Below are 23,834 nucleotides of genomic sequence, written 5' to 3'. Positions count from 1 at the left end.
ATGCATTCAACTTATATCAACCCTGTTTATGATTACGTAAAGCATGCTGATCAAGCAGGTACGCATACCGCGCACCACCCCGTCATTGTTGTTGGTGCTGGGCCTGTAGGCCTAGCGGCAGCACTTGATTGCGCAGCACAAAACCAGCCTGTGGTTGTATTAGATGATAATAACACCGTGAGTATTGGTTCTCGTGCCGTATGTTACGCCAAGCGTTTCTTAGAAATTGTTGACCGCGTTGCTGGTGATGCTGGCCAGCGCATGGTCGACAAAGGCGTAATATGGAACACGGGAAAAGTGTTTCTTGAAGAAGAGCAAGTGTACCAATTCAACATGCTGCCAGAAGCGCATCACCGTCGCCCAGGCTTTATTAACTTACAACAGTACTACATGGAAGAGTACTTAGTTGATGAAGCTCAGAAACAGCCAGAAACAATCGATCTTCGCTGGAAAAATAAAGTGATATCAATTGAAGACGGTAAAGATAAAGTTCTTCTGACGATTGATACACCCGATGGCGAGTATCACCTGAGTTGTGATTATCTGATTGTGGCTGATGGCGCAAACAGCTCTATCCGTACCATGATGGGATTGGAAAGTAAGGGGCAGATTTTCAAAGATCGCTTCCTGATTGCAGATGTAGTAATGAAAGCCGAGTTCCCCTCTGAGCGTTGGTTCTGGTTTAAGCCTCCATTCCACAAAGGCCACTCAAGCCTACTACACAAACAGCCAGACAATGTATGGCGTATCGACTTCGACCTCGGCTGGGATGCCGATCCTAATGAAGAAAAAAAGCCTGAAAATGTGATCCCACGAGTGGCCGCAATGCTTGGCCATGAAAACTTCGAACTTGAATGGTGCAGCGTATATACGTTCCGTTGTCGCCGCATGGATAAATTCCGACATGGTCGAGTGTTATTCACAGGCGATGCCGCACACCAAGTCAGTCCATTTGGTGCGCGTGGTGCAAACTCTGGCATACAAGACACCGATAACCTTATTTGGAAGTTGAAGCTTGTACTCGATGGTAAAGCTCCAACTCAACTGCTTGATACTTATAGCAGTGAGCGTGTGTATGCCGCAGATGAAAACATCATGAACTCGACGCGTTCGACGGATTTCATCACACCAAAAAACAACATCAGCCTCGTGTTCCGAGATGCTGTACTTGATTTAGCAGAGCACCATGAGTTTGCACGTCCGTTGGTTAATTCAGGACGATTATCAGTACCCGCTTGCTTATCAGGGTCGGTATTGAATACCGAAGACACTGCAACATTCTGTAGTGAAATGTTACCGGGAACTGTCTCAACAGATGCTCCAGTTAACGTAAAAGACGGCTCACAACATTGGCTTCTCAATGAAATCGGCAATGATTTCACCGCTATCTACTTCGCCGATGGTGCTAGTGATATCCCAACAGAGGCATTACAAGCCCTAACTAAACAAACCATTCCAGTTAAACCTGTCGTGTTGTTTAGCAAAGACAGTGAGCTTGTTGAACTGCCTGAAGGTCTAACGGCAATACAAGATGCAAACGGTGTTTTGTTTGAGCGTTTTGATGCACAGCCATCGACGACTTACCTATTCCGCCCAGACCAACATGTGACAGCTCGCTGGCGTGAATTTAATGCCGACAGTATTAACCAGGCTATCACTAAAGCCACTTGCAACGGATAGGAGTAAAGATTGCGATGACGACTTTAAACACGAATAACCAGCTGGTTTTAACCCCCAACCTTGAAGATACCGATGGCTTCTACAACCGCCTAATTGATCTTCATCGTCATGGTGACGAACAACTGAGCCAGAAAATTAATGCACGGCTCATTCTTACACTTGCCAACCATATTGGTAATAACGATATCTTGCAGCAAGCCTTGAATATTGCTGCGCCCGCTAAGGAGAACAACAATGCGTAAGTGGTTCCAGTTCCCAATAAAAGAAGGCAAAGCATCAAACCAAGCGCATTGCGACTTGCCAGAGCAAAGTTTTGAACGTGAAATCGGCAAAGAAGGTTTCTTTGGTCCAGCTTCCCATATGTATCACACCCATGCCCCAACGGGCTGGAGTGAGTGGCAAGGCCCACTAAAACCACGTGCATTTGATACCAATAAGCTGGAAGTAAAAACCAATCAGCCATTCAACGCCAGCACCATACTGACGAATCCAAATGTCAAAGTTCGCATGTGGCATTGTGATAGTAATATGACCGAGCTTGCGCGTAACGGTGACGGCGATGATGTACTGTTCATTCACCAAGGCAGCGGTGATCTGTATTGCGACTACGGCCACATTAGCTTCCGTGACGGCGATTACTTAGTCATTCCTCGATCAACAAACTGGCGTGTTGAGATTAATGAGCCTATTTCAGTGTTGATGATAGAAGCCACTAATGGTTCATACATGAGTGCAGAGCGCGGTATTGTTGGCGACCATGCTATTTTTGACCCAGCAGTACTCGAGTACCCAACCATCAACGATAAGTTTGATGCACAGCGCAGCAGCACAGACAACTGGACAGTCTTGCTAAAAAGCCGCGAACAAATGAACCAGATCAGTTACCCGTTCAACCCGCTTGATGCACAAGGCTGGAAAGGTAACTTAACGGTATTTAAGTTGAACTGGCGTGATATTCGCCCTCTTATGAGCCACCGTTACCATTTACCACCTTCAGCCCACATCACGTTTGTTGCTGACGGCTTCGTCATTTGTACTTTTGTTCCTCGCCCTATTGAATCCGATCCAGGCGCACTAAAAGTACCGTTCTACCACAACAACGATGATTACGATGAGGTGCTGTTCTATCACAAAGGTGATTTCTTCAGCCGCGATAACATCGAAGCGGGCATGGTAACCCTACACCCTTGTGGTTTCCCGCATGGTCCTCACCCGAAAGCGGCTGCGGCTGGTGCAAAGCACGCGAAAAAAGAAACCGATGAAGTAGCAGTAATGATCGATACCCGCATGCCGCTTGATGTGCCTGAACTGCCAGAAGGCGTTGAGAACACTGATTACGTGAATTCATGGACTGCAAAATAAATATTTAAGGATAATAACAATGAAACTGGCTTCTCTTAAAAACGGCCTAGACGGTCAACTTGTTCTTGTTTCGCGTGACTTAACAACAGCAGTTGATGCAACCGATATTGCACCAACACTGCAAAACGCATTAGATAACTGGTCTACGGTTGAAAGCAAACTCGAAACGCGTTATCAGCAACTTAACGATAAGCAATGTGCCGACAGCTTTACATTTGAACCTACAGATTGTGCCTCACCACTGCCACGTGCATATCAGTGGGCTGATGGCAGCGCCTATGTTAATCACGTTGAGTTAGTCCGTAAGGCACGTAACGCTGAAATGCCGGCCTCTTTCTGGACCGACCCACTAATGTACCAAGGTATGAGTGACGGTTTTATTGGCCCACGCGATGACATCAACGTACGAGAAGAAAGCTACGGCATCGATTTTGAAGCTGAAATCGCAGCCATTACCGATACGGTACCCATGGGCGCAACCCCTGAACAGTCAGCATCGCATATCAAACTACTAATGTTGGTGAACGACGTATCGTTACGTAACTTGATCCCAGCCGAGCTTGGTAAAGGTTTTGGCTTCTTCCAATCAAAACCAGCGTCAGCATTCTCACCTGTTGCTATCACTCCCGACGAGCTTGGCGATAACTGGCGTGATTCAACGGTTCACCATCCACTCACGGTGCACTTGAACGAAGAGTTATTTGGTAACCCGAATGCAGGCGTCGATATGACCTTCAATTTCGCTCAACTTGTTAGTCATGTAGCGAAAACACGTCACGTGGGCAATGGCACTATTGTGGGTTCAGGTACGGTTTCTAATGTCGACCGTTCAAGTGGCTCATGCTGTTTAGCAGAGAAGCGTATGCTAGAAATCATTGAATCTGGCGAGCCTAAAACGCCATTCATGCAATTTGGCGACAAGGTGCGTATTGAGATGTTTGACCAACAAGGTAATAGCATCTTCGGTGCCATTGACCAAACCGTTGTCCAGTATCCAATCTCTAAATAGTTTTATCGATAACAATCCATTAAGGGGAAATAATGAAGCTTTATGACTACTTTCGCTCATCTGCGGCCTACCGGGTACGTATCACCTTAAACCTTAAGCAACTTAATTGGGAGAGCGTTCCAGTATCGCTACTAAACGGTGAGCAGTCAGATTCTTCATATACCGATATTGCCCCCGCAGGATTAGTACCAGCATTGGATACGGGTGAAAATATACTGACTCAGTCACTGGCTATCTGTGAATACTTGGATGAGGTGTTCCCAGGCACTGCATCCATATTACCTCTCGATGGTTTGGCTCGAGCTCAATGCCGGTCGCTAGCCTACCAAGTGGGCTGCGATATTCACCCCTTGAACAACCTGCGGGTACTCAAGTATCTAAAGCATGATCTCGGCGTGAGCGATGAACAAAAACAGCAGTGGTATCACCATTGGTTGCACAAAGGGTTCGCTGCATTAGAACAGCAACTAAAGCACCAAGGTACACGCTTTTGTTGTGGTGACACTCCAACGTTGGCCGATATTTGCCTTGTTCCACAAATGTACAACGCCAAGCGGTTTAACCTACCGCTGAGCGATTATCCGACACTAGTAGCTATCAATAAGGCATGTAATGAGCTAGATGCATTCATTGCCGCTCATCCAGATAACTCACCACAAGCTTAACTATATAAAAACAACGTTAGTGGTTAGCGTTATAAAGCCGAGCAACTATTGCTCGGCTAACTTTCGATTTTATTACCCTACGATAAAAATCGGCATAACTATAAATATTCCCACCAATACACGGGAACAATATCAGGCTTTAGAAGGAATAAAACCATGGCAGGATTTAACAAAGTCGTCGATAGCTACGAAGCAGCATTAGACGGTCTAGAAGATGGTATGACGGTACTTGCCGGAGGCTTTGGCCTTTGTGGCATACCGGAAGGGTTAATTGCCAATATCAAGCAGCGTGGCACTCGTGAACTGACTGTCATTTCGAACAATTGTGGGATTGACGGGTTCGGCTTAGGTATTTTATTAGAAGATCGCCAAATCAAAAAAATGGTGGCCTCTTATGTCGGCGAAAACAAGCTTTTTGAAGAACAGCTGTTATCAGGCATGTTAGATGTTGAACTTACGCCGCAAGGGACACTGGCTGAAAAAATGCGAGCTGGCGGTGCGGGTATTCCAGCCTTTTACACTGCGACAGGTTACGGTACGCCAGTTGCGGATGGTAAACCCGTTACTGAATTTGATGGCAAAAAATACATCCAAGAACGTTCGATTACAGGCGACTTTGCCATTGTAAAAGCATGGAAAGCGGACCGTTACGGTAATGCCATCTATCGCCATACCGCGCAAAATTTCAATCCGCTTGCAGCGACCGCAGGCAAGATCACCGTACTTGAAGTTGAAGAAATTGTTGAACCCGGTGAACTCGACCCTGCCCATATCCATACACCGGGAATATACGTTAACCGTGTCATTAAAGGCACATTCGAAAAACGTATTGAACAACGTACAACGCGATAAACAATCGAATAATCAACCATTTCAACTGGGTTAATCACCCACGCAAGGAGCAAACATGGCTTTAACTCGTGAACAAATGGCGCAGCGCGTTGCACGTGAACTTCAAGATGGCTACTACGTTAATCTCGGTATCGGCATTCCTACGTTAGTCGCTAACTATGTCCCTGAGAATATGGAAGTGATGCTGCAATCTGAAAACGGCCTGCTCGGTATGGGCGCATTCCCAACCGAGGATGAAATCGATGCTGATATGATCAATGCCGGTAAGCAAACCGTGACCACGGTGACAGGCGCATCCATTTTTTCATCAGCAGAATCATTTGCCATGATCCGTGGCGGGCATGTTGATCTAACGGTACTAGGCGCATTCGAAGTGGATGTTTGGGGCAACATTGCCTCGTGGATGATCCCTAAAAAGTTAATCAAAGGGATGGGCGGCGCAATGGATCTGGTTGCTGGTGCTGACAATATTATTGTCACCATGACTCATGCTTCAAAGAACGGCGACTCAAAACTACTACCGAGTTGCACCTTGCCGCTGACTGGTGCGGGCTGTATCAAGAAGGTACTCACCGATCTTGCCTACCTTGAAATTAAAAACGGAGCCTTCTGGCTCAAAGAACGTGCGCCGGGCGTTAGCGTCGAAGAAATCAAACAAAAAACCGCAGGAGAACTTGTTATTCAAGGAGAGATCCCTGAAATGCAGTTCTAACTACCCCCCAACCGAAACGACTCTCCCCTGCCATACCATTATTATAACTTCAGTATGGCGGGTACGTGTTCAAAAGGAACTACAACATGCCAACCAAACTACACTCTTTTTTATTAATGTTACCCGTTATTCTCTTTTCGTTATTTATGCCGCACATGGTCAAGGCGGAAAGTGACAATAATGCCTATCAGGCTTCAGACATTACCAGGGTGGTCATGCTGGGGACGGGAACACCATTCAATGATGCTAAGCACTCGGGTCAATCCATCGCGATTGTGGTTAACGATCAAGTTTATCTGGTCGACTTTGGGCCTGGCGCTGTACGTCAAATGGATGCAGCCAGAAAACTTGGTTTTACTGGCTTTCCTGGTAATACCACGCGCCCTACTTTTTTGAAAACCGCCTTCTTAACTCACCTTGATTCTGACCACACAACGGGCTTGCCTGATATTATCCTGACACCGTGGGTCCTTGGTCGTAAAGAGCCTCTACAGCTGTTTGGTCCACCGAACACAAGCTTTTTAGTCAACAATGTGTTGGCGGCCTACAAATCAGATATTGAACACCGCATGAAGGGAGCACAACCCGCAACGCCTGAAGGCTATAAAGTGAACACCACAATCATTAGAAAGCCAGGTGTTGTTTATCAAGATGAGAATGTAAAAGTTGAAGCTTTCAACGCCCGACATGGTGATTGGCCCGATGGCTACGCACTTGGCTACCGCTTTACTACACCAGATCGCGTTATCGTGATTTCAGGTGATACTGCTTATGATGAAGAGGTGATCAAAAACTATGAAGGTGCCGACATCTTGATCCATGAAGTCTATAGCATGGAAGGACTTGCGAAACGTACCCCTGATTGGCAGAAATATCACCAAGCAGCTCATACATCGACTGAAGAATTAGCGAAAATTGGCAACCTAATAAAACCCAAATTGATGGTACTTAACCACGTCTTGTACTTCGGAGCGGGCGAAGAATCTATCGATAAAGAATTCCGTAGTTTCTACGATGGTAACTATGTCATGGGACAGGATTTAGACGTCTACTAACTATGGCCATCAATTAAAAATAAAACACTGGGCAGTAATACTGCCCAGTGTTGATTTTAATACCCAGTACCTTCACACAATGCGTTGCTATGAAGAATATAAAGAGTGATTAACGACGACGAGTAAATGTAGGCCTTTCATGTCGAGTATCTACAGGCTCTTCAACCGTATGTACAGGCGCTGGCTCTTCATATCCCGAGTCATCTTCAGGTTGATGTTCTAAGCGAGTTTCCTTATACATCTCGGCCATGTATTGCGAAGGAGACTTCGCCTCAGACGTATCGCTTAACGTTTTAAGATAAGCAACAATGGCCAACTCTTCATTTGTTGTCAGTTTTAGATCACCAATGATAAACGATGGTGGACGGGTATCACTAAATTCAGGATCTGGCCAACAATTATCTGCCATAGCTTCTTCTACCGTCATATTCACACCAACACAACGTGTTTTTTCAAAGAAACACGCAGTAGATATGGCCATTTTCGCATCATCATCTGGAGCATTAGCACAAGCCACAGGATCATAATCCACATCAGCAGTATTATAGAAGTGTACAAGTTGCTCTAACGTTTTAAACCAGCCATTGTGGGTATATGCTTTTGAAAATCCAGCATGAGGCCTTTTATCAACGTTGCGCAAAGTTGGTACTTTATGTTGCCCTATAAAGTTAGGATCAAAGGTAATCGCAAATACACCTTCATTAGGTTCTGGGTCATTCGGTATTTCATGGTTTCGTGGAACACCAATATTGAAATACCTATCGTTAGAATAACGCTGATCGATTGCTATACCTGTAGGATCACCGTCACTAACATGACAAGCATTACACCGAGCTTTAACGTAAAAGTTAAATCTACCAAAGTTTTCTTGTGGCGAGAAATCATCAAATGATAATGATATAGGATTACCACTGTCTTCTGCTTTTTGTATTTCTTTCGCTAAGGCTATATCTCGTTTAGAGTCAAAAGGATTATTATCACTCGACATTTGCCATGATGCTAATGAAACTGCAAATCGACCAAACGCTTGTTGAACATCACTATCGGTACTACAACGCAGTTTTTTGCCCCAAGCATATTGATACAGCTGTGGCCCCCACAATGTCTGCTTAACCTGTTTACAGACCTTATACATATTTGGCAAAGCCTGTTCAACAGGGTTAATAAACGGGCTAGCATGTGCCTGATCAGCCATTGGCCCTAAATACTTGTTATACATTTCATAATATTTATTATCAATACTGGCAAATACATCAACTTGCTGTTCGAGTAAATCCCCTGTCGCACGGCCATTCCAAAAAGCACCACCACAAGGTATTGCAAATGGAGGAAATGGAACTGGACAAAGGTCAAAATTTGCAAGACCTTTGACATTTCCATCTTTATCTAAAAACTGCACATATTTATTTGTGGGTGGTTTAAGCGAACCAACACTAAAGCCATCAGAACCCGTTACGGCAACTTGCCCTAGGTTAACGGTAGAGTCACCATTTGTTCCGCCAGTCCCTCCCGTATGACATGAAGCACACGACTGGTTTCTATTGACTGAGATCTCTGTAAAAAACAATCGTTTACCCATTTCCTCCAAATAAGTCATATTTTCAGGGTTTGAAGTAGGAAAAGATGGAGTATCACCAATCGCATGGGCGCCATAAGGGAAAAGACCTAGACTAACTATCAACCCCAAAGTAGTACTACACCATATATCTTTATTCTCTTTCAGTTTATTTTTTGTATTTATCATGGAATCCACCAGAATATCAACCTAGACAAGGAAATCACTTATATAAATAACTTATTCTCCTTTCAATATTTAACCAGAGGCACAAACTAAAAATAGCATGATAAATATAAAATCAATTCTCATCATCAGTAATTATCAATTAAAAGAAAAATAGCAGATTTAATCATCATCTTTATCCTAAGACGAAGTTTTATTTTTTATTAAAAACTATCGTAATTCTTATTAATGAATACTAAATTCGCAACTGTCATTTAATAAATAAAATTAAGACTAAGTCTTATTAGTAGGTTAGTTTTATGCTGATTTGTCGTAGAGGTATAAAGTTTAAAGCCTAAAGTGTCTGATATTTTAGACAATAGACACGTGATATATATAACGTTTAGCGCTAAAAAGGGGCGAGTATTTAAGGGTTATGTTAGGCCGACCTGTTAACGTCAGCCTATCAAAAGTACTGCAACGCAATATTACGTCACGATTAAATTTAATCGTTTATATTTTCCCGTATCACCCGTGCAGGGTTCCCCACAACAACGGTATCTGCAGGCACATCTTTTGTTACGACACTACCACCGCCAACAACTGCCCCATCACCTATCGTTACACCCGGCAAGACCAACACATTGGCGCCAATCCATACTTTATTACCAATGCTGATCGGTTTAGCAAATTCTTCATAAGTGTAACGCGTTTTAGCGTCAATCGGGTGACCAGCGGTGCATAACGTAACGTTTGGCCCTATCATCACATAATCACCAATAATTACTTTGCCACAATCGAGGATCACTCCATTGGCATTCATGTAAAAATCTTTGCCGACCTCAATGTTATAACCATAATCACAAGCAAAGTTACCATTTAGTGATGTCGACTCATCCGCTTTGCCAAACAATTGTTGGATCAACTTTTGTTTCTCTTCAGCATCAAAACTATTCGAAATTTGATGACATAGCTTACGCGCAACACCACGATCATCAGGTAACCCATCTTTCCCTGGATGATATAGCATGCCACTGATTAAACTCTTTTCTCTATCGCTCAACGCCATTGATAGTACTCCTAAAAAATTTACCCATAATGATTAAACTGAGTGCAAAAAGAACAATATGACTTAAACGATTTACAACAGAATATTCCACCACATTTCAAACATTATAAAGATTAAGAGTTCATCCAATAGCTGTAATTCTAAAATATTTCCACTGTGAGATGAGCATCACATCAAACTTGATATGCTTCATATCCATAAATATAAAATTCAAAGGAAGCAATACTTTAAGTTTCCGCCTTAGTGTTTACCGCAGCATATTTATACATACCATCCAACACTAACATTGATTTGATTTATTTTTCATATACCGTTCATTTATATAACCAATATGAATATTATTAATAACAATGCTGAGATGCGCCAACGATAGAGCCAAGCCATTAACGTTGAGATGTTTTCCTAAAATATTATTTAACAATACCAGACATTGTTAAACATTGAATTAACGTCACACCAGCGCCAATGACCAAGTCATATTTTACTGCTAAATTTCAATTACAAACATAATATTCAAGCTAGGTTAAAATAATGAAAACGTCTAACTATGATAAGATTACTCGATACTTACATTGGTCAATGGCTGCAATCATAATCTATGCAACAACGGCTGGTTATGTGATGCATTTGGTGGTCGATAGCCACCCTCGCATTTTCCAGTTTTTATCTATATTAAATATGTCACTTGCCACAATTGGTAGTATCGTCTTTATTTTCCGCTGGTTTTGGAAACACCTTCGTCCAACCTATAGCTTTACAGACCATTCAATTCCGTCTTGGCAAAAAAAAATAGCTCATATGGTTCATGATATTATTTATCAGTTAATGTTCATTGTATTCGTCAGTGGTTTTTTGATGTTAGAAACAAATTATGAACTATTTTGGCTCATAACCGTTCCAAATCCTATTTCTTCCCCAGAGGTTAACGCTTTCTTTTTTAACGTTCACCGAGCCAGTTGTTTACTATTAGCTATCGTGGTTTTACTCCACGCCTCTGCTGCCATTAAGCATCATTATTTATCAAAGAACCTTGTTTTACTTCGTATGCTAGGTCGGGCATAACCTTTGCTAACAGAAGGCTTACCCTATACTCGCAGACAAAAAAAGGCCTAGCATAATATATGCTAGGCCTTTACCATTTAATCCGCTGATTTTAACTTATGACGTAGCTATATTAATGAAGATTTGTGCACCTACAAGTAGGAAGTCTTCATCAACAAAATATGGATTTGAGTGCAGGTAATTATTGATACCTTTCGCACTATTACCTGAGCCAAGGAAGAACATAGCACCTTGCTTATTTTGTGCCGCTTCAACCATTAGGCTAAAGTCTTCGCTACCCGTCATCGGCGAACCTGTCGCATCTAACAGCTCTGCTGGAATCGTCTCACTTGCTGCTTTAACCACACGTTGGTAAGCGCTCTCATGGTTAATTACTGCAGGGTAACCACAGTAATTAATTGAGGTTTTATAACCACGTAGCTCACTTTGAGCGACAATACCTTCAAAGCTTTTTTGTAAAATTTCGTTCGTCTCAGAGTCCATAGAACGAATGGTACCGCGAGCTTGAACATTGGCAGCGACAGCGTTGGGAATCGTACCACCATTAAACAAACCACACACAAACACCGCAGGTGAGAATGGGTTGGTTTGTTTAGCAACAATGTAGTCCATATCTTCAATGATACGTGCACCTTCACGGATTGCATCAAGGCCTTTATGCGGCGTTGAACCGTGTGCAGACACACCCTCAATGTCTAATGTCCAGGCATAACCATAAGAAGACATGATGCTGTTGTTCACACGAACAGCACCACACTCCATAGCCGCATCGTTGTGAAGTGCGTAAACTTCATTAACGCCTTCCATGCAACCCAACTCAACCATTTTATTAGCGCCATCAACACGCATATCTTCTTCCGCCATTTGGAAGATGAAGCGTACGTTATGACGTAATTCACTTTGATTTGCGGCTAAGTACTTAGCCGCAGTCAACAAAATGGTCATGTGAGTGTCGTGACCACAGTTATGAGATCGCCCTTCATGCGTTGACGAATACTCATTATCGGTCAAGTCATCCATTTCCAATGCATCCATATCTGCACGGAAACCAACCAAACTAAACGCTGGGTCAACAATCAAATCAGCAATAAAACCAGTATAGCCATCGTAGCTTACGACTGTATAACCGTACTCAGCCATCAGCGTTTTACAGTACTTCGAGGTTTTGTACTCTTCACCGGATAATTCTGGAATCATGTGTAAATCACGACGTGTTTTTACACTGTATTCTTGAAGGCTAAGAAGATTTTCGTTTAATTCAAACTTGCTCAACATTAGATAATTCCCTTCATAGTGAAACCGATTTGCGCAATCATTGATGCGCCAAAGAAACAAGCGGTAGAAACAACGAAGAACAATACAACGATTTTCCAAGACAGCTTCTTAAGCTCTTCCATTTGTCCGCCAACTGACAAACCAGCGAAGGTTAGTAGTGGAACACAAGCAGAAAGGAATCCAACTTTACCAATAGAATCCAGAATAAAGGTACGAACCACGGTGTCTGGCAGACATAGGAAGATACCAATCAAGGTCGCGTAAGCGAATGTTGGCAATGGTGACTTGATGTACTCTTTAGCAACAAGCGATAAGAATACAACCACTGCCATAGCGATAAAGCTATCCCACATGCTTAATAGTGGAGTACCGTCTGTTAGAGTTTGTGTAAAAATAGCGAGTGCAAGTGCTAAAAATACAAACTTCATATCATTAATAGCATTAAGCATTGTTTGATACCTCTGAGTTACCCTTGTTGCACATTTTGTACACGAATTCAGCTAACGGCAGACCAAGGAACGTTAAAGACAACGCACCAACAACCGATGATAATAAGTTTGAAGCAGCAGCAATACTTAATGCTTGGCTAGCCATTTCAGCATCAAGACCACTTACTAATGATGCAGATGCAGCACTCAGCATAGAGCCACTACCAACACCACTACCCGCAGCTAAAGCGAAAGGGTGAAGCCCCGTCATAGGTGCGATGCTACCAAGAACACTGAACCAAATTGTACCGACCACAGAGCCACATAGGTAAATAGCCAGCACACCGACATATTCAGGAGAACCTGTACCATATTTACCCTGAATTACCGCAATAGATGGTTCACGACTAATTGACGAACAAGCACCAATAGCATTTCGACCAAGACCGAACTTAACCGCAAGAGGAACCGCAATTAAAATAGGCAGTAAGTTTCCAAGTTCTTGGAAAAGAAGTGGTAAACCTGCATCGATAATATTATCTAGATTTGGAATGATCATTCCTGCGTACTGAGTACCAAGAACAAGAAGAGAAAAGCCAACCATTTTTGAAGCAAAAGATTCTTCTTTGTCTGTAAATGTTTTTCCCCAGACTTTAACTTTGTCTCTCACAACATTCAGTGAAACAGTCATACCAATAATGACCGCAAATAACATTGGAAGAATTGCGATTGATACTGAGCCAACTTCAATTGATTGTGCCCCAATTACAACTTGGGCTAAAAATATAACAAGCATAACAATAATAGTTGTTATTGCCGTTACTTGTATGGATGAGCGATTACTCATGAATGTATACCTTATAAATATGCGGTTAATTGCGCGAAGAGAATAATAGAGATGCAGCAGATAATTTTTGTGATATCAATCCACTTAAGTAATAACGAAAAGTTATTACTTATTAATTATTTTCGACTCAAAACATTTAATTAACAGTACGCACATAAAACAGCCTACATCTATTCTTATAACGRTTTAAAAATCACAAAGACCTTACAGTCACGCTCATTTAAGTCGCTCAACAAAGCGAAAAACAAATCCGTTAACMCATAAATTTTAATTTAACCACAAAGTCATTACAAAGCAGGGGAAAAAGAAACATTCCCCATAGAATAAATCACACGGTTTATTTACATTTTGTAATAATTATCGAGCTCTATAACCACAATAACTGAGAGGCTTAATGTGTTGTTTTTTTGACCATGAAAAATGTAATGACCACTGGCTATATGTGGTTTAATTGTTGCTTTCGCGTGGACAGGTTCAACTCAGTAAAGCTAATCAGTATCATAATCAGTACTCTCAGCAGAGTTAAGTCCGATGCTAATCAAGAAAATCTCTGGTTTTAACCGTATTTTTTAGCTACGCATTAAACTGCATATATCATTTTAAAGTCAATTCCAAAACAAACCTCACATAAAGTTGCGACTTAGTTATTATAAATAACAATTTGTTCTATGAAGCACACCGCAAACTCTGGCAGAATGACTATATTRAATAATTTTGCTGATTTTAGAGGTGTTTATATGAAACTACAGCAGCTCAGATACCTAAAGGCGGTTGTCGATAACAACTTAAACATTTCTCTCGCCTCAAACTCTTTGTATACAACTCAACCGGGTGTTAGCAAGCAGATAAAGCTATTAGAACAAGAGCTTGGAGTGAAAATTTTTGAGCGAAAAGGCAAATCACTGAGTTCCGTAACTGCTGTTGGTGACTTGATTATTCAAGAAGCAATTCAGATGTTGGATATAGAAAGCAGGATCAAAACTATCGTTAACGATCATGTGAAGCCGGAAGAAGGCTTTTTGAATATCTACACCACCAATACTATTGCTCGATATCTATTACCTAACACAGTTGATCAATTCGTTAAACGCTACCCAAAAATCAAATTTCACATTGGTAGCTCTCAACTCGATAAATACGGCCATTTAATTAAAAGAGGACAATCTGATTTTTCGATTGTTGCTCAAAAAGTCGAACATGACTCAGACGTCATTGTTTTACCTGCATACAAATGGAATTTAGGGTTAATCGTACCTAAAAATCATCCTTTAGCGACAAGTAAAGAAGTCACTCTTGAAAATATCAGCCAATATCCGCTGATCAGTTACGAGCCCGGTTCTACTGGTCGAATAGCCCAAGACAAAGCCTTCAAAGAGCAAGGTATCAGTCCTTATTATTTCATGACCGTTATGGATGTCGAGGTCATCAAAAAATATGTTAAGTTGGGATACGGTATAGGTGTTGTTGCACAAGTAGCAGCAAATGACGTGATTGACGATGAACTCATCAACATTCCTCTTGAGCATGTTTTTGAGGCTTCTGATGCTTGGCTGTGCTATAGCCGTAATCTCTTTTTACAAAAGTACATGCTCGATTTTATCGAAAGCTTCTGCCCTCACCTAACTCGTGAAGTGATGGAAAAAATTGCTAGCTATACCGACAACGATATTGTAAAGCTATCTAAAACCTTTCAGCTGCCAGAGTATTAACAGTTCGCTAAACTGTTGAATTTTATCTGCCATCCAGCCCTGTGGGATGGCAGGTAAATTAGAAACAACACATCAACCAAGTTATAACGCTGGTTGGTATAGGGCTTACCACTCCATTGTCAAAAAGCACTTACCACGTACCTTGGTGAATTTTTTAAGTTTAATCGTAGATTCAACTTAAAAATGATGCTCATCAATTGCTATACCTAGCATTCATACTGCCTCAATACCTGCTTAAACTAGCTGATTTTGGAAGTGACCGGAAAATAAAAAGAGTGATCTATCTTTGCAATGTCGCGCACGCCTTTATGCAACTGGTTATATATGCATCTATATTTAATATATTTGGATATACAACATAAAGGAAAGAAATGAAACCATGTAAACACTTGTTAGTGTCCGCTTTTTTATTATTACCCATTAACGCAACCAACGCTGCCGACAAACTTCCTGCTATTGATGCTCGTATAGATAATACATCCGTTTCAGGGTTATCATCTGGCGCCTTTATGACCAGCCAATTTTTCATCGCCTACTCCTCAATCATGAAAGGTGCTGGCATCATTGCTGGCGGGCCCTATCTTTGCGCCCAATCGTGGCCATTGAACTCCTATATTATAAATGCAACGACTGCCTGTATGAATCCTTTCACTCCAGCCGTCGGGCCAAATACCCCGTTATTAATAGAAAAGACAGTTGCGCTATCTGAATCAGGTAAGATAGACGACATTGAAAATATCAAAGAGAGTCGCATTTATCTATTTAGTGGTAAAAATGACAAAACTGTAACCACTATGGTGATGGATCAGACGCTCAATTATTATAAACAGCTCGGCGTTCAAGACTCTGCCATTCTATATAACAAAAGCGTCAATGCAGGCCATGCCGCCATTACTAACCACTTAGATGATAGCCTCTGCAAAAAAACGACGGCTCCCTATATCAACAACTGTGATATTTACCAATCAAAAAGAATTTTAAATCATATCTATCCCGACCTAAATGAACCCGCTACCGAGTTAAGCGCTTCACCTATCGCTTTTGACCAAACCGAATTTATTGATCAAGAAAACACCAGTATGAGCGACACGGGCTATGTCTATATTCCTGAGCAGTGTCAATCCGACAACACGTGCTCAATTCATGTCGTATTTCATGGCTGCGAGCAAGGTGCCGAAGTCATCGGCAATAAATACTACACTACCACGGGTTATAATGAGGTAGCTGATGCGAATGACTTCATCATACTCTACCCACAGGCAAACCCATCACCTAAAGCACCATATAACCCGAAAGGCTGCTGGGACTTCTGGGGCTACACGTCACCTTTAGAAGCAAAACCAGATTACTACTCTAAAACCTCACCTCAAGTAAGCGCTGTTTATCGAATGGTAGAGCGCCTTGCCCAAGATCGAAGCTAATCATCACTAACATAAGGAAGAAACATGTTTATGTATGGAAATAATTGGGGCAACGTCGCTTTGCCGATGAATAATTGGTTTACCTTCCAGCAGCAATGCATAAAAGAGACGCTAGATTTGTGCTCGTCACTCTCTCCGGTCAAAGATTTACAACAGCAAGCAATCGAGGTGACTGAATTTCGCCAACACATTGACCCTAAAAAAGTGATGGAAAAGTTGAGCTCTCCAGTCCATTTTACCCAATGCGTCAAAGATCTTGCCGATATACAGCTTGCGGCTGTTGAACGCTTTAATTCTAGCAACCAACAACTTACTACGGTAATTTTGGATGGCACAGCAAAAGTGCGCAAAACGTTACTTAGTGAGTTACCCACAGAGCAAACGCTAGCAAACTTATTGAACGACAACCTTCATACCACAAAGGCACTCAAAGACCAGCAAGCTGACTACCTCGGCAATGTCACTGGCTACCAATCGGCGTTAAAGGCGTGGAGCGTCTCTGTGGTTTCATAATTTAGTTTGAACGCCACATTTTCAATGTGTCAAAAATTGATGATAAATGCTAGCTCAGTCCCTTTTGGGCTGGCTTTTTAATCGCCCTTAAAGAAAACTCACTACTCAATGCTTGATCTAAGCCAGTTCTTGAATTGTGCGACCTTATATTGATTATCTCGATTTCTATTTACAATGACGTAATGGTTGCTCTGGCTATCCAACGTTTCAGGGTGAGCAACAACCAAATCCCCTGCTTTCAAAGCATCTTCAACTAAAATGGTTTTAGCCAATAGCATACCTAAACCTTGGCACGCGGCCTCCATCGAGATTTTAGTACTATCGAATTCAAGTTCAGGATCGGTGAATGGAATACCCGGAGAGTGTAAATTAAACCAATCACGCCAACCTTCACTGTATCCCATCGTCGCAATCTTAGGGTAGCTTGATATAGCTTCTATGGATTGATTGAAATCGTACTGTTTTAAATAAGAGGGACTTGCAACAACAACCCAGCGCTCGTTGTTAGTAATCCGCTCAGCATCTTTACCTTGCCAGTTACCATAGCCATTTATAATCTCAATATCGACAGACTGATTCGTTGACGGATATAAGTTAACGGTAGAATAGAACTTAATTTTTAAATTTGGGTTTTGCCTTTGAAAATCAGCAAGTCGAGTTAGCAACCATGCACAGCAAAAGCTTTGTGATATTCGGATGGTTAGCGTGTGACTCACATTTTTACCGAATAGGCTTTGTGTACCAACTTGAAGGTTATTAAAGGTTTCAGTTAGCAAAGGCAGATAATTAATCGCTTGATCGGTCAAAGTTAGGCTCGAACCTTGGCGAATAAAAAGTGCTTCATTCAGGTATTCTTCTAGAAGCTTAATTTGTTGACTAATAGCACCTCGGCTGACACTTAGCTCTTCCGCTGCCCGTGTTAAGCTTAAATGCCTCGCGGCTGATTCAAAAGCACGAAGTGAATTAAATGGGGGTAAGGAACGCTGTATTACTCTCTCTACTCGACTCATATTAAAGCCCTATCAATCCAATCAACCTAACAATAAAATCATGGGTAATACTGCTCAGCCAAATAGCAAGATAGGAGCCGTATTGATTCAAATTACAACTAAGGTACTGCGACGCTTGATACTGCTTGAACAGGGTGGCGAACATCGCAAGAATAGTCCGCAATATCTATCACTTTATCGCATACCTGACGAATTAAGGTGCGATCATGGCTAATAAGCAGTAGTGCACAACCAATGCGCTGTGTTTGTTCGATTAATAAACGCATTGTTGATGCCGCAGTAATAGGATCAAGTCGTGAAGTAGGTTCATCCGCAACTAATAGCTTAGGTTCCATTAAAAGCGCGCGCAATATAGCAAATCGCTGTAATTCTCCACCTGATACTTGTGCAGGTTTTCGAGAGAGTAATGTTGGGTTCAAATGCAAACGTCTCATTAAATCGGCTATGGGTTCTTTATCAAGGCCATGTAATTGACATAAGTCATCTACGTTTTGTCCCAATGAAATCGATTGTGCAAACGCCGATGGTGGGTCTTGATATAACTTGAGTACTTTACCTCTACTAAGGCTATGGCAACGTAATATGTTACCGCTATCAATAGTAGTCAAGCCAAGTACCATATCTGCTAGTGTCGACTTACCAGTACCACTATCTCCAACAACACCGACTATTTCCCCTTGATTTATGGTGATATCTAATTGGTTGAACAACCTTTTTCCACCTCGATACTTTTTGAGTTGGTTGCACTGAATCAATGCGTGGGATTGATGAGTACGATCCCGATTAGGTAACGTGTAGTGTTGTGCTTTAATAAGCTGCTTCGCATATTCAGATATAGGCTGTTGAAGCAGCTTCTCGCAGCTACCGCGTTCGACAATCTTCCCCAACCGCATCACGATAATCTCGCCACCTAACGCCCGAGCAATGTCAATATCATGAGTAATAGTGAGTAAACAGCCCTTTTTACTGTGTTGCTTCAATAACGTTATGATCTGCTGCTTTCTACTCGCATCGAGCCCTTTAGTTGGCTCGTCTGCAATCAATACTTCGCCACCAGCTGCCGTTGCACATAAATAAGCCAAGCGCTGCGCCATTCCGCCAGAGAGCTGGTTTGGTACTTTCAAGCCGTCTTGCCCTAACCCGAAGGCGCTAAAACTCTGCTTTGTCGACTTTTTTGACTGCTCTTCTGACTCATGATTAACCAACGTTTTGACTAACGCGTACTGCTTTTCTCCCGCCATAATTGGGTCTAACGACAACCAAGGTTCTTGAGGCAACATGGTTATCTTTCGTCCCCAGTATGATTCCAACTCTTGCTGAGAAATAGTTGGTTTATCAAACAAGGTAATTTGGCCATCACTATGTAGCCCTCCAGGCAAGGCACCCATAATGGCCTGTGCAAGCAAACTTTTACCAGACCCCGTTTCACCAAGAATTGTTACCGGTTGGCCAGTTCGTAAGGCCAGAGACAAACGCTCAACGATGCAGTTTTCGCCTGAATAAATTGAAAGGTCGATGACTTCGACGATAGGGTTAGTCATACTTCCCTCCCGCAATCAGATGAAAACTCAATACTAAAGTAATAACTGCAGCAAGAGGCTGAAATAGAGCCCAAGGCGCATCATTATAGTAAGGGAATAGCTCTACCATCATTAAACCTAGTTCCGCATGTGGCGGCTTCAACCCCACATAAACAAACCCAATTGAAGCCAATGCCAACACGGCATTTCCTGCACTAAAACACGCCAGAGTGAAAACATCTTTTTTAAAAGCAGGCCACAAGTGGCGCTTAAATATATACCAGTGCCCGAAGCCGTAAAGCAACGAAGCCTCTACTTCTGGGTATTGCATGATGATAATGGTGCGAGAGCGAATAACGCGAAAGTATTCAATCCAAAGTACTAATGATATAGCAACATAAAGGATAAAAAATGACCCCGGAATTAGCGCGCCAAATAATAAGACTAAGATTAATCCCGGCAGCGCTAACAACACATTAACGAGAAACGAAAGCGCCTTATCTATCCAGCCTCGCTTCCAACCAGCAACTACCCCAAGAAAAACACCTAACGAAGCAGAGGTGCCAACACTAACGACTACCATGAACAATGACGTTTTTAACGCACTGGACAATCTTGCTAAATTGCTACGGCCAAACTGATCGGTACCAAGAGGTTCTATGGCAGAGGGATTAGCAAAAACCATGTCTAAGCGTTGAAGAGCAGGATCCCCCGCAAAAAATAACGCTTCAATAGCAACAACAACGAAAAGAGTCACTAGCAACAATACGCCAGTTCTCTGTGAGAAACTTAACGGTGTCATGCTAGTACCTCCTCTTTTTGTCTCGGATCGAGTAAATATACTGCGCAATCAACCGCGCCGTTGATCAATACAAACAGCAGCCCCATCACCAATGCTGCCCCTTGGATCATTGGAACGTCACGACCAAAAATTGCATGTGCCAACGCATGTCCAATACCTGGCCATGAAAACAGCGATTCAATCATAACAATCCCTTCGATAAGCCCTACGGCTTGAATACCAATGAATGAAATGACAGGTAACGCAATATTAGGCTGAGCATGATGAGTAAAGGCTTGCTGTTCCGTTAATCCCTTAAAACGAGCAAAACGATAAAAAGGAGAATTAACGACATCAAACGTGGAATTTCGAATGATCCTACTCGACAAAGCCGCCATCGAGAGCGCGAGTGAAATAGCGGGAAGAATGACGTACTCACTGCTACCAAACCCTGCCACTGGCAGAAGCCTTAGCTGTAATGCAAATAACAACACCAGTACTAAACCAATCACAAATACGGGCTGTGCACGTAAAAAAACAGATACGAACAGTGAGGCTTTATCTGCCACTCCACCAGCATTTCTACCAGTGTAAAGCCCAACAGGAATGGCAATCAGTAATGAAAAGAAAGTGGCAAAAAGAGCCAGTTGTAGTGAGTGTCCTAATTGGTGATACAACTCATCAATAACAGGGTTTCCGCTAACCAATGAATCACCAAGGTTGAATTGAACTAAATTAAACAACCACTCTAAATATTGGCTGAATACAGACCTATCCAACCCCAATTCTACCCTCACCGCATCTGCTGCAGCTTGGTTTACATAATCGTAACCATAACGCCCTGCTGCAATTCGATAAGCAAAGTCCCCAGGAAGCAATCGCATCAAAATAAAAGTTAACGTGCCCACCGCCCACGCAACGAACGCGGCTTGCCCTAACCGTTTAGCAATGATCTTAATCAGCAAAATACATCTCCGATACTCGGTAGTTATTTTCAAAGGGATCAAATTGAAAATTCATAACGCGCTCGTTGATCGCCACCTGCTGGGTATAAAACACCACGGGGATCAATGGCATTTCATCTGCTAAGTGATTGGCTGCTTGCTGTGAAAGTGAATTATACTCCTGATCTGTGCTGTTCATCATGCGCTCTAACACAACACTTAAAGCTTCAGACGACCAATTCATTGGCCCCCAGTCACTGCCTTTATGAGTGCGAGTATCATCGATTAATAGAGCAAGGGGGTCAGATATAATGCCAAAGTTTCTCGCGATAAGTGCCAGCTCCAAGGTGCCATCATGATGCCTTGATGGAATCGCGCTGGAGTTATCAACGCTAATCGTCACCTCGATGCCCACTTGACGTAATTGGGCCTGTACCGCCGTCGCGATAACCGTCAGCTCTGGACGATCAGCATAGGTCACTAAATTCACGTTAAAACGTTCTCCGTCACGCTCTAGTATGCCATCGGCGTTAGGCTGCCATCCTTGTTGAGCTAACAGCTGTTGTGCCTTTACTCGATCTTGTTGCTCGACTTGCATACCTGACAGGTGCCAATTTGATAGCGAAGGAGGGAATAATTGATACGCTTCAGAGTCAGGAACCCTCACAATATGTTCTGATATGCCCTCTCGGTTCAAGGCCAAACTCATTGCTCGACGAACATCCTTGTGATTAAGAAATTTATGTTCGTTATTTAACTTAATGAGTACCGTGCGAGGAATAGACTCACTGTACACATCAATGTGGTTAGCCCGTTTAAGCACCTCTATGCTGGCAGGATCAAGGGTATAAATCAGATCCGCCTGCCCACTTTGAGCCTGCAAAGCTCGACTTTCCGCCCGGTGTCCCGTTAGGTAGTGAACGTGCTCAATAGCTGGCTTATCACCCCAGTATTGATTGAAGCGTGTAACATTTAGCTTATGCGGTGGAGCCAGCAGTGATACTTGATAAGGACCTGTGCCATTAATGTCAAATACACTCCCCTCTTTATCAAAAGAGTTAGGAGACAAGATAGCCGTAGAGAAATGTGCTAATACCGACAGCAATGGTCTGTATGGTTCGCTCAGCTCAACAACAACTTGTTGATTATCAGAATAAATACGCTTAAGCGGCAGTTGCTGCAAAACGCCTGGCTTGTTAAGTGCGTGAGATAAAGAAATAACGATACTTTCAGCCGTTAATGCCTCACCATCATGGAACAAAACATCCGGCCTGATATCAAAATACCAGACTAAATTATCATCACTGGTACGCCATTTAGCGGCTAACTTTTCAGCTATTTTCCCGTCAGGTTGTACTTCAAGTAGCGTTTCAGCTACCTGCATTCGAGTATAGATAAAGCCATCTTTGGATAGGTCTTGGCTTGTAAACTCAAAAGGACCACCTATAGTCAGTGTTTTCTCTGTATCTATCGCTTGATAATCAAGGAGTAACCAAGCGAGAAGAGCAAAAGCCAGAGCAATAGTCGTGTTTTTAAACATAACTAGATACTACCTACCAACACACTGAATATGCCCAAAGTGATATAACCATACCCGCTGGCATTCACCACCTTGTGGTATTTCCTATATTGTTTAGGAACCATGCCAAACATCACGCCGATAATATGAATAAGGACAGACCCCAGGAAAAAACCCTTTCTAAAACCCGTTGGATTAATTAACCCACCAATTTCGATGCCATGAGCATATCCGTGAAAGACGCCAAAGAATAAAACAAACGAAACCATCATATACAAAGGTGGCATCCGCTTAAGGGCAAGTAACCCACCAAGCAAAATCAATGAAACAGCAATTGCCAATTCAAAGTGAGGCAGTTCAAACCCACGTTCACCCAAATAAAGTCCGAATAACATTGAAGCAATAAACACGGCAGGAACCTGCCAAATAGTTGAACCACCAAACCGGCTACTTAAAACCCCAACGGCCAGCATTGCAAATAGATGCTGCCAACCGCTCAAAGGATGAATAACTCCATCAATAAAGCCAGCGGTCGACTCAGCACTATGAGCAAATGCAAAAGAGGAAGTAAGTGATAAAATTAAAAGCAACAATTTCATAATAAAACCAAAACGAACCTTTCTAAATACAAGCTGTCGGTACGATATATCAATAATATTATAGTTTCATTTCAACTTGGAC

General features: G+C 42.4%; 22 protein-coding genes and 3 pseudogenes. 13 read left to right on the top strand and 12 right to left on the bottom strand.

The genetic code is table 11. From position 1 onward, the window contains the following. The 8 genes from L4D78_RS08835 to L4D78_RS08800 all read left to right on the top strand — a co-directional run bounded on the left by L4D78_RS08835 (position 1) and on the right by L4D78_RS08800 (position 7,335). Complete coding sequence (locus tag L4D78_RS08835; protein WP_428466568.1) at positions 1 to 1,680, top strand: FAD-dependent oxidoreductase; 1,680 nt, start codon at positions 1 to 3, stop codon at positions 1,678 to 1,680. Between the two features lie 14 nt (positions 1,681 to 1,694). Next, positions 1,695 to 1,922, top strand: a complete 228-nt coding sequence (locus L4D78_RS08830) for a DUF2783 domain-containing protein (RefSeq protein ID WP_428466567.1) — start codon at positions 1,695 to 1,697, stop codon at positions 1,920 to 1,922. Continuing rightward, positions 1,915 to 3,042: a homogentisate 1,2-dioxygenase gene (locus L4D78_RS08825; protein ID WP_428466566.1), complete on the top strand. Its 1,128-nt coding sequence runs from the start codon at positions 1,915 to 1,917 to the stop codon at positions 3,040 to 3,042. Before L4D78_RS08830 ends, L4D78_RS08825 begins: the two co-directional genes overlap by 8 nt. A 19-nt stretch (positions 3,043 to 3,061) precedes the next feature. Beyond that, positions 3,062 to 4,051 (top strand): fumarylacetoacetate hydrolase family protein, encoded by a 990-nt coding sequence (locus L4D78_RS08820; protein WP_428466565.1) that lies wholly within the window; start codon positions 3,062 to 3,064, stop codon positions 4,049 to 4,051. Positions 4,052 to 4,083: 32 nt separating this feature from the next. Continuing rightward, positions 4,084 to 4,716, top strand: a complete 633-nt coding sequence (gene maiA / locus L4D78_RS08815) for a maleylacetoacetate isomerase (RefSeq protein ID WP_428466564.1) — start codon at positions 4,084 to 4,086, stop codon at positions 4,714 to 4,716. 156 nt (positions 4,717 to 4,872) lie between these two features. Further along, positions 4,873 to 5,568 carry a CoA transferase subunit A gene (locus tag L4D78_RS08810; protein WP_428466563.1) on the top strand — a complete coding sequence of 232 codons (696 nt, stop codon included), beginning with the start codon at positions 4,873 to 4,875 and terminating at the stop codon, positions 5,566 to 5,568. Between the two features lie 55 nt (positions 5,569 to 5,623). Further along, on the top strand, positions 5,624 to 6,280 hold the full coding sequence (locus L4D78_RS08805) for a CoA transferase subunit B (protein ID WP_428466562.1): 657 nt from the start codon (positions 5,624 to 5,626) through the stop codon (positions 6,278 to 6,280). Positions 6,281 to 6,366: 86 nt separating this feature from the next. Further along, on the top strand, positions 6,367 to 7,335 hold the full coding sequence (locus L4D78_RS08800; RefSeq protein WP_428466561.1) for an MBL fold metallo-hydrolase: 969 nt from the start codon (positions 6,367 to 6,369) through the stop codon (positions 7,333 to 7,335). Between the two features lie 109 nt (positions 7,336 to 7,444). Here L4D78_RS08800 and L4D78_RS08795 read toward each other — a convergent pair whose 3' ends face one another. From L4D78_RS08795 to L4D78_RS08785, 3 genes and pseudogenes are all read right to left on the bottom strand, one after another. After that, on the bottom strand, positions 7,445 to 9,079 hold the full coding sequence (locus tag L4D78_RS08795) for a cytochrome c peroxidase (protein WP_428466560.1): 1,635 nt from the start codon (positions 9,077 to 9,079) through the stop codon (positions 7,445 to 7,447). 502 nt (positions 9,080 to 9,581) lie between these two features. Continuing rightward, positions 9,582 to 9,728: pseudogene (locus L4D78_RS08790) on the bottom strand (DapH/DapD/GlmU-related protein); the annotation flags it as partial. Positions 9,729 to 9,968: 240 nt separating this feature from the next. After that, a pseudogene (locus L4D78_RS08785) lies at positions 9,969 to 10,085 on the bottom strand (maltose acetyltransferase domain-containing protein); the annotation flags it as partial. Positions 10,086 to 10,655: 570 nt separating this feature from the next. Here L4D78_RS08785 and L4D78_RS08780 point away from each other — a divergent pair. Beyond that, complete coding sequence (locus L4D78_RS08780) at positions 10,656 to 11,186, top strand: cytochrome b (RefSeq protein WP_428466559.1); 531 nt, start codon at positions 10,656 to 10,658, stop codon at positions 11,184 to 11,186. Between the two features lie 96 nt (positions 11,187 to 11,282). Here L4D78_RS08780 and L4D78_RS08775 read toward each other — a convergent pair whose 3' ends face one another. From L4D78_RS08775 to L4D78_RS08765, 3 genes are read right to left on the bottom strand one after another with little or no spacing between them, the layout of a single operon-like run. Beyond that, a complete protein-coding gene (locus L4D78_RS08775; RefSeq protein WP_428466558.1) occupies positions 11,283 to 12,461 on the bottom strand; it encodes a M20 metallopeptidase family protein in 1,179 nt (392 codons plus the stop codon). After that, entirely contained in the window at positions 12,461 to 12,910 is a 450-nt protein-coding gene (locus tag L4D78_RS08770; RefSeq protein ID WP_428466557.1) for a hypothetical protein, read from the bottom strand. The genes L4D78_RS08775 and L4D78_RS08770 overlap by 1 nt, the downstream gene beginning before the upstream one ends. Continuing rightward, positions 12,903 to 13,736 carry a DUF3100 domain-containing protein gene (locus L4D78_RS08765; RefSeq protein ID WP_428466556.1) on the bottom strand — a complete coding sequence of 278 codons (834 nt, stop codon included), beginning with the start codon at positions 13,734 to 13,736 and terminating at the stop codon, positions 12,903 to 12,905. Before L4D78_RS08765 ends, L4D78_RS08770 begins: the two co-directional genes overlap by 8 nt. Before the next feature lie 737 nt (positions 13,737 to 14,473). On the opposite strand from L4D78_RS08765, the gene L4D78_RS08760 reads away from it, so the two are divergent. The 4 genes and pseudogenes from L4D78_RS08760 (at position 14,474) to L4D78_RS08745 (ending at position 17,379) form a co-directional block, all read left to right on the top strand. Next, a complete protein-coding gene (locus L4D78_RS08760) occupies positions 14,474 to 15,445 on the top strand; it encodes a LysR substrate-binding domain-containing protein (protein WP_428466555.1) in 972 nt (323 codons plus the stop codon). Between the two features lie 106 nt (positions 15,446 to 15,551). Next, positions 15,552 to 15,693: pseudogene (locus tag L4D78_RS08755) on the top strand (IS1595 family transposase); the annotation flags it as partial. 123 nt (positions 15,694 to 15,816) lie between these two features. After that, positions 15,817 to 16,866, top strand: coding sequence for an extracellular catalytic domain type 2 short-chain-length polyhydroxyalkanoate depolymerase (locus tag L4D78_RS08750; RefSeq protein ID WP_428466554.1), 1,050 nt, complete (start codon positions 15,817 to 15,819; stop codon positions 16,864 to 16,866). Between the two features lie 24 nt (positions 16,867 to 16,890). Continuing rightward, on the top strand, positions 16,891 to 17,379 hold the full coding sequence (locus tag L4D78_RS08745) for a hypothetical protein (protein WP_428466553.1): 489 nt from the start codon (positions 16,891 to 16,893) through the stop codon (positions 17,377 to 17,379). Between the two features lie 101 nt (positions 17,380 to 17,480). Here L4D78_RS08745 and L4D78_RS08740 read toward each other — a convergent pair whose 3' ends face one another. The 6 genes from L4D78_RS08740 to L4D78_RS08715 form a co-directional block, all read right to left on the bottom strand. Next, positions 17,481 to 18,389: a LysR substrate-binding domain-containing protein gene (locus L4D78_RS08740; protein WP_428466552.1), complete on the bottom strand. Its 909-nt coding sequence runs from the start codon at positions 18,387 to 18,389 to the stop codon at positions 17,481 to 17,483. A 98-nt stretch (positions 18,390 to 18,487) separates the two neighbouring features. After that, positions 18,488 to 19,930: an ABC transporter ATP-binding protein gene (locus L4D78_RS08735; RefSeq protein ID WP_428466551.1), complete on the bottom strand. Its 1,443-nt coding sequence runs from the start codon at positions 19,928 to 19,930 to the stop codon at positions 18,488 to 18,490. Next, positions 19,923 to 20,711, bottom strand: a complete 789-nt coding sequence (locus L4D78_RS08730; protein WP_428466550.1) for an ABC transporter permease — start codon at positions 20,709 to 20,711, stop codon at positions 19,923 to 19,925. Before L4D78_RS08730 ends, L4D78_RS08735 begins: the two co-directional genes overlap by 8 nt. Next, positions 20,708 to 21,652 carry an ABC transporter permease gene (locus L4D78_RS08725; RefSeq protein WP_428466673.1) on the bottom strand — a complete coding sequence of 315 codons (945 nt, stop codon included), beginning with the start codon at positions 21,650 to 21,652 and terminating at the stop codon, positions 20,708 to 20,710. Before L4D78_RS08725 ends, L4D78_RS08730 begins: the two co-directional genes overlap by 4 nt. Then, positions 21,645 to 23,174, bottom strand: a complete 1,530-nt coding sequence (locus tag L4D78_RS08720; protein WP_428466549.1) for an ABC transporter substrate-binding protein — start codon at positions 23,172 to 23,174, stop codon at positions 21,645 to 21,647. Before L4D78_RS08720 ends, L4D78_RS08725 begins: the two co-directional genes overlap by 8 nt. Positions 23,175 to 23,176: 2 nt before the next feature. Beyond that, positions 23,177 to 23,752 carry a HupE/UreJ family protein gene (locus L4D78_RS08715; RefSeq protein ID WP_428466548.1) on the bottom strand — a complete coding sequence of 192 codons (576 nt, stop codon included), beginning with the start codon at positions 23,750 to 23,752 and terminating at the stop codon, positions 23,177 to 23,179. Between the last annotated feature and the right edge of the window lie 82 nt (positions 23,753 to 23,834).

The sequence above is a fragment of the Photobacterium minamisatsumaniensis genome (assembly GCF_050336695.1).
GTDB classification, from domain to species: domain Bacteria; phylum Pseudomonadota; class Gammaproteobacteria; order Enterobacterales; family Vibrionaceae; genus Photobacterium; species Photobacterium minamisatsumaniensis.
This window is presented reverse-complemented; position numbering and strand designations above follow the sequence as displayed.

Coding starts and splice junctions, on each gene's coding strand:
- L4D78_RS08835 (WP_428466568.1), top strand. CDS start 1: ATGCATTCAACTTATATCAACCCTGTTTATGATTACGTAAAGCATGCT.
- L4D78_RS08830 (WP_428466567.1), top strand. CDS start 1,695: ATGACGACTTTAAACACGAATAACCAGCTGGTTTTAACCCCCAACCTT.
- L4D78_RS08825 (WP_428466566.1), top strand. CDS start 1,915: ATGCGTAAGTGGTTCCAGTTCCCAATAAAAGAAGGCAAAGCATCAAAC.
- L4D78_RS08820 (WP_428466565.1), top strand. CDS start 3,062: ATGAAACTGGCTTCTCTTAAAAACGGCCTAGACGGTCAACTTGTTCTT.
- maiA (WP_428466564.1), top strand. CDS start 4,084: ATGAAGCTTTATGACTACTTTCGCTCATCTGCGGCCTACCGGGTACGT.
- L4D78_RS08810 (WP_428466563.1), top strand. CDS start 4,873: ATGGCAGGATTTAACAAAGTCGTCGATAGCTACGAAGCAGCATTAGAC.
- L4D78_RS08805 (WP_428466562.1), top strand. CDS start 5,624: ATGGCTTTAACTCGTGAACAAATGGCGCAGCGCGTTGCACGTGAACTT.
- L4D78_RS08800 (WP_428466561.1), top strand. CDS start 6,367: ATGCCAACCAAACTACACTCTTTTTTATTAATGTTACCCGTTATTCTC.
- L4D78_RS08795 (WP_428466560.1), bottom strand. CDS start 9,079: ATGATAAATACAAAAAATAAACTGAAAGAGAATAAAGATATATGGTGT.
- L4D78_RS08780 (WP_428466559.1), top strand. CDS start 10,656: ATGAAAACGTCTAACTATGATAAGATTACTCGATACTTACATTGGTCA.
- L4D78_RS08775 (WP_428466558.1), bottom strand. CDS start 12,461: ATGTTGAGCAAGTTTGAATTAAACGAAAATCTTCTTAGCCTTCAAGAA.
- L4D78_RS08770 (WP_428466557.1), bottom strand. CDS start 12,910: ATGCTTAATGCTATTAATGATATGAAGTTTGTATTTTTAGCACTTGCA.
- L4D78_RS08765 (WP_428466556.1), bottom strand. CDS start 13,736: ATGAGTAATCGCTCATCCATACAAGTAACGGCAATAACAACTATTATT.
- L4D78_RS08760 (WP_428466555.1), top strand. CDS start 14,474: ATGAAACTACAGCAGCTCAGATACCTAAAGGCGGTTGTCGATAACAAC.
- L4D78_RS08750 (WP_428466554.1), top strand. CDS start 15,817: ATGAAACCATGTAAACACTTGTTAGTGTCCGCTTTTTTATTATTACCC.
- L4D78_RS08745 (WP_428466553.1), top strand. CDS start 16,891: ATGTTTATGTATGGAAATAATTGGGGCAACGTCGCTTTGCCGATGAAT.
- L4D78_RS08740 (WP_428466552.1), bottom strand. CDS start 18,389: ATGAGTCGAGTAGAGAGAGTAATACAGCGTTCCTTACCCCCATTTAAT.
- L4D78_RS08735 (WP_428466551.1), bottom strand. CDS start 19,930: ATGACTAACCCTATCGTCGAAGTCATCGACCTTTCAATTTATTCAGGC.
- L4D78_RS08730 (WP_428466550.1), bottom strand. CDS start 20,711: ATGACACCGTTAAGTTTCTCACAGAGAACTGGCGTATTGTTGCTAGTG.
- L4D78_RS08720 (WP_428466549.1), bottom strand. CDS start 23,174: ATGTTTAAAAACACGACTATTGCTCTGGCTTTTGCTCTTCTCGCTTGG.
- L4D78_RS08715 (WP_428466548.1), bottom strand. CDS start 23,752: ATGAAATTGTTGCTTTTAATTTTATCACTTACTTCCTCTTTTGCATTT.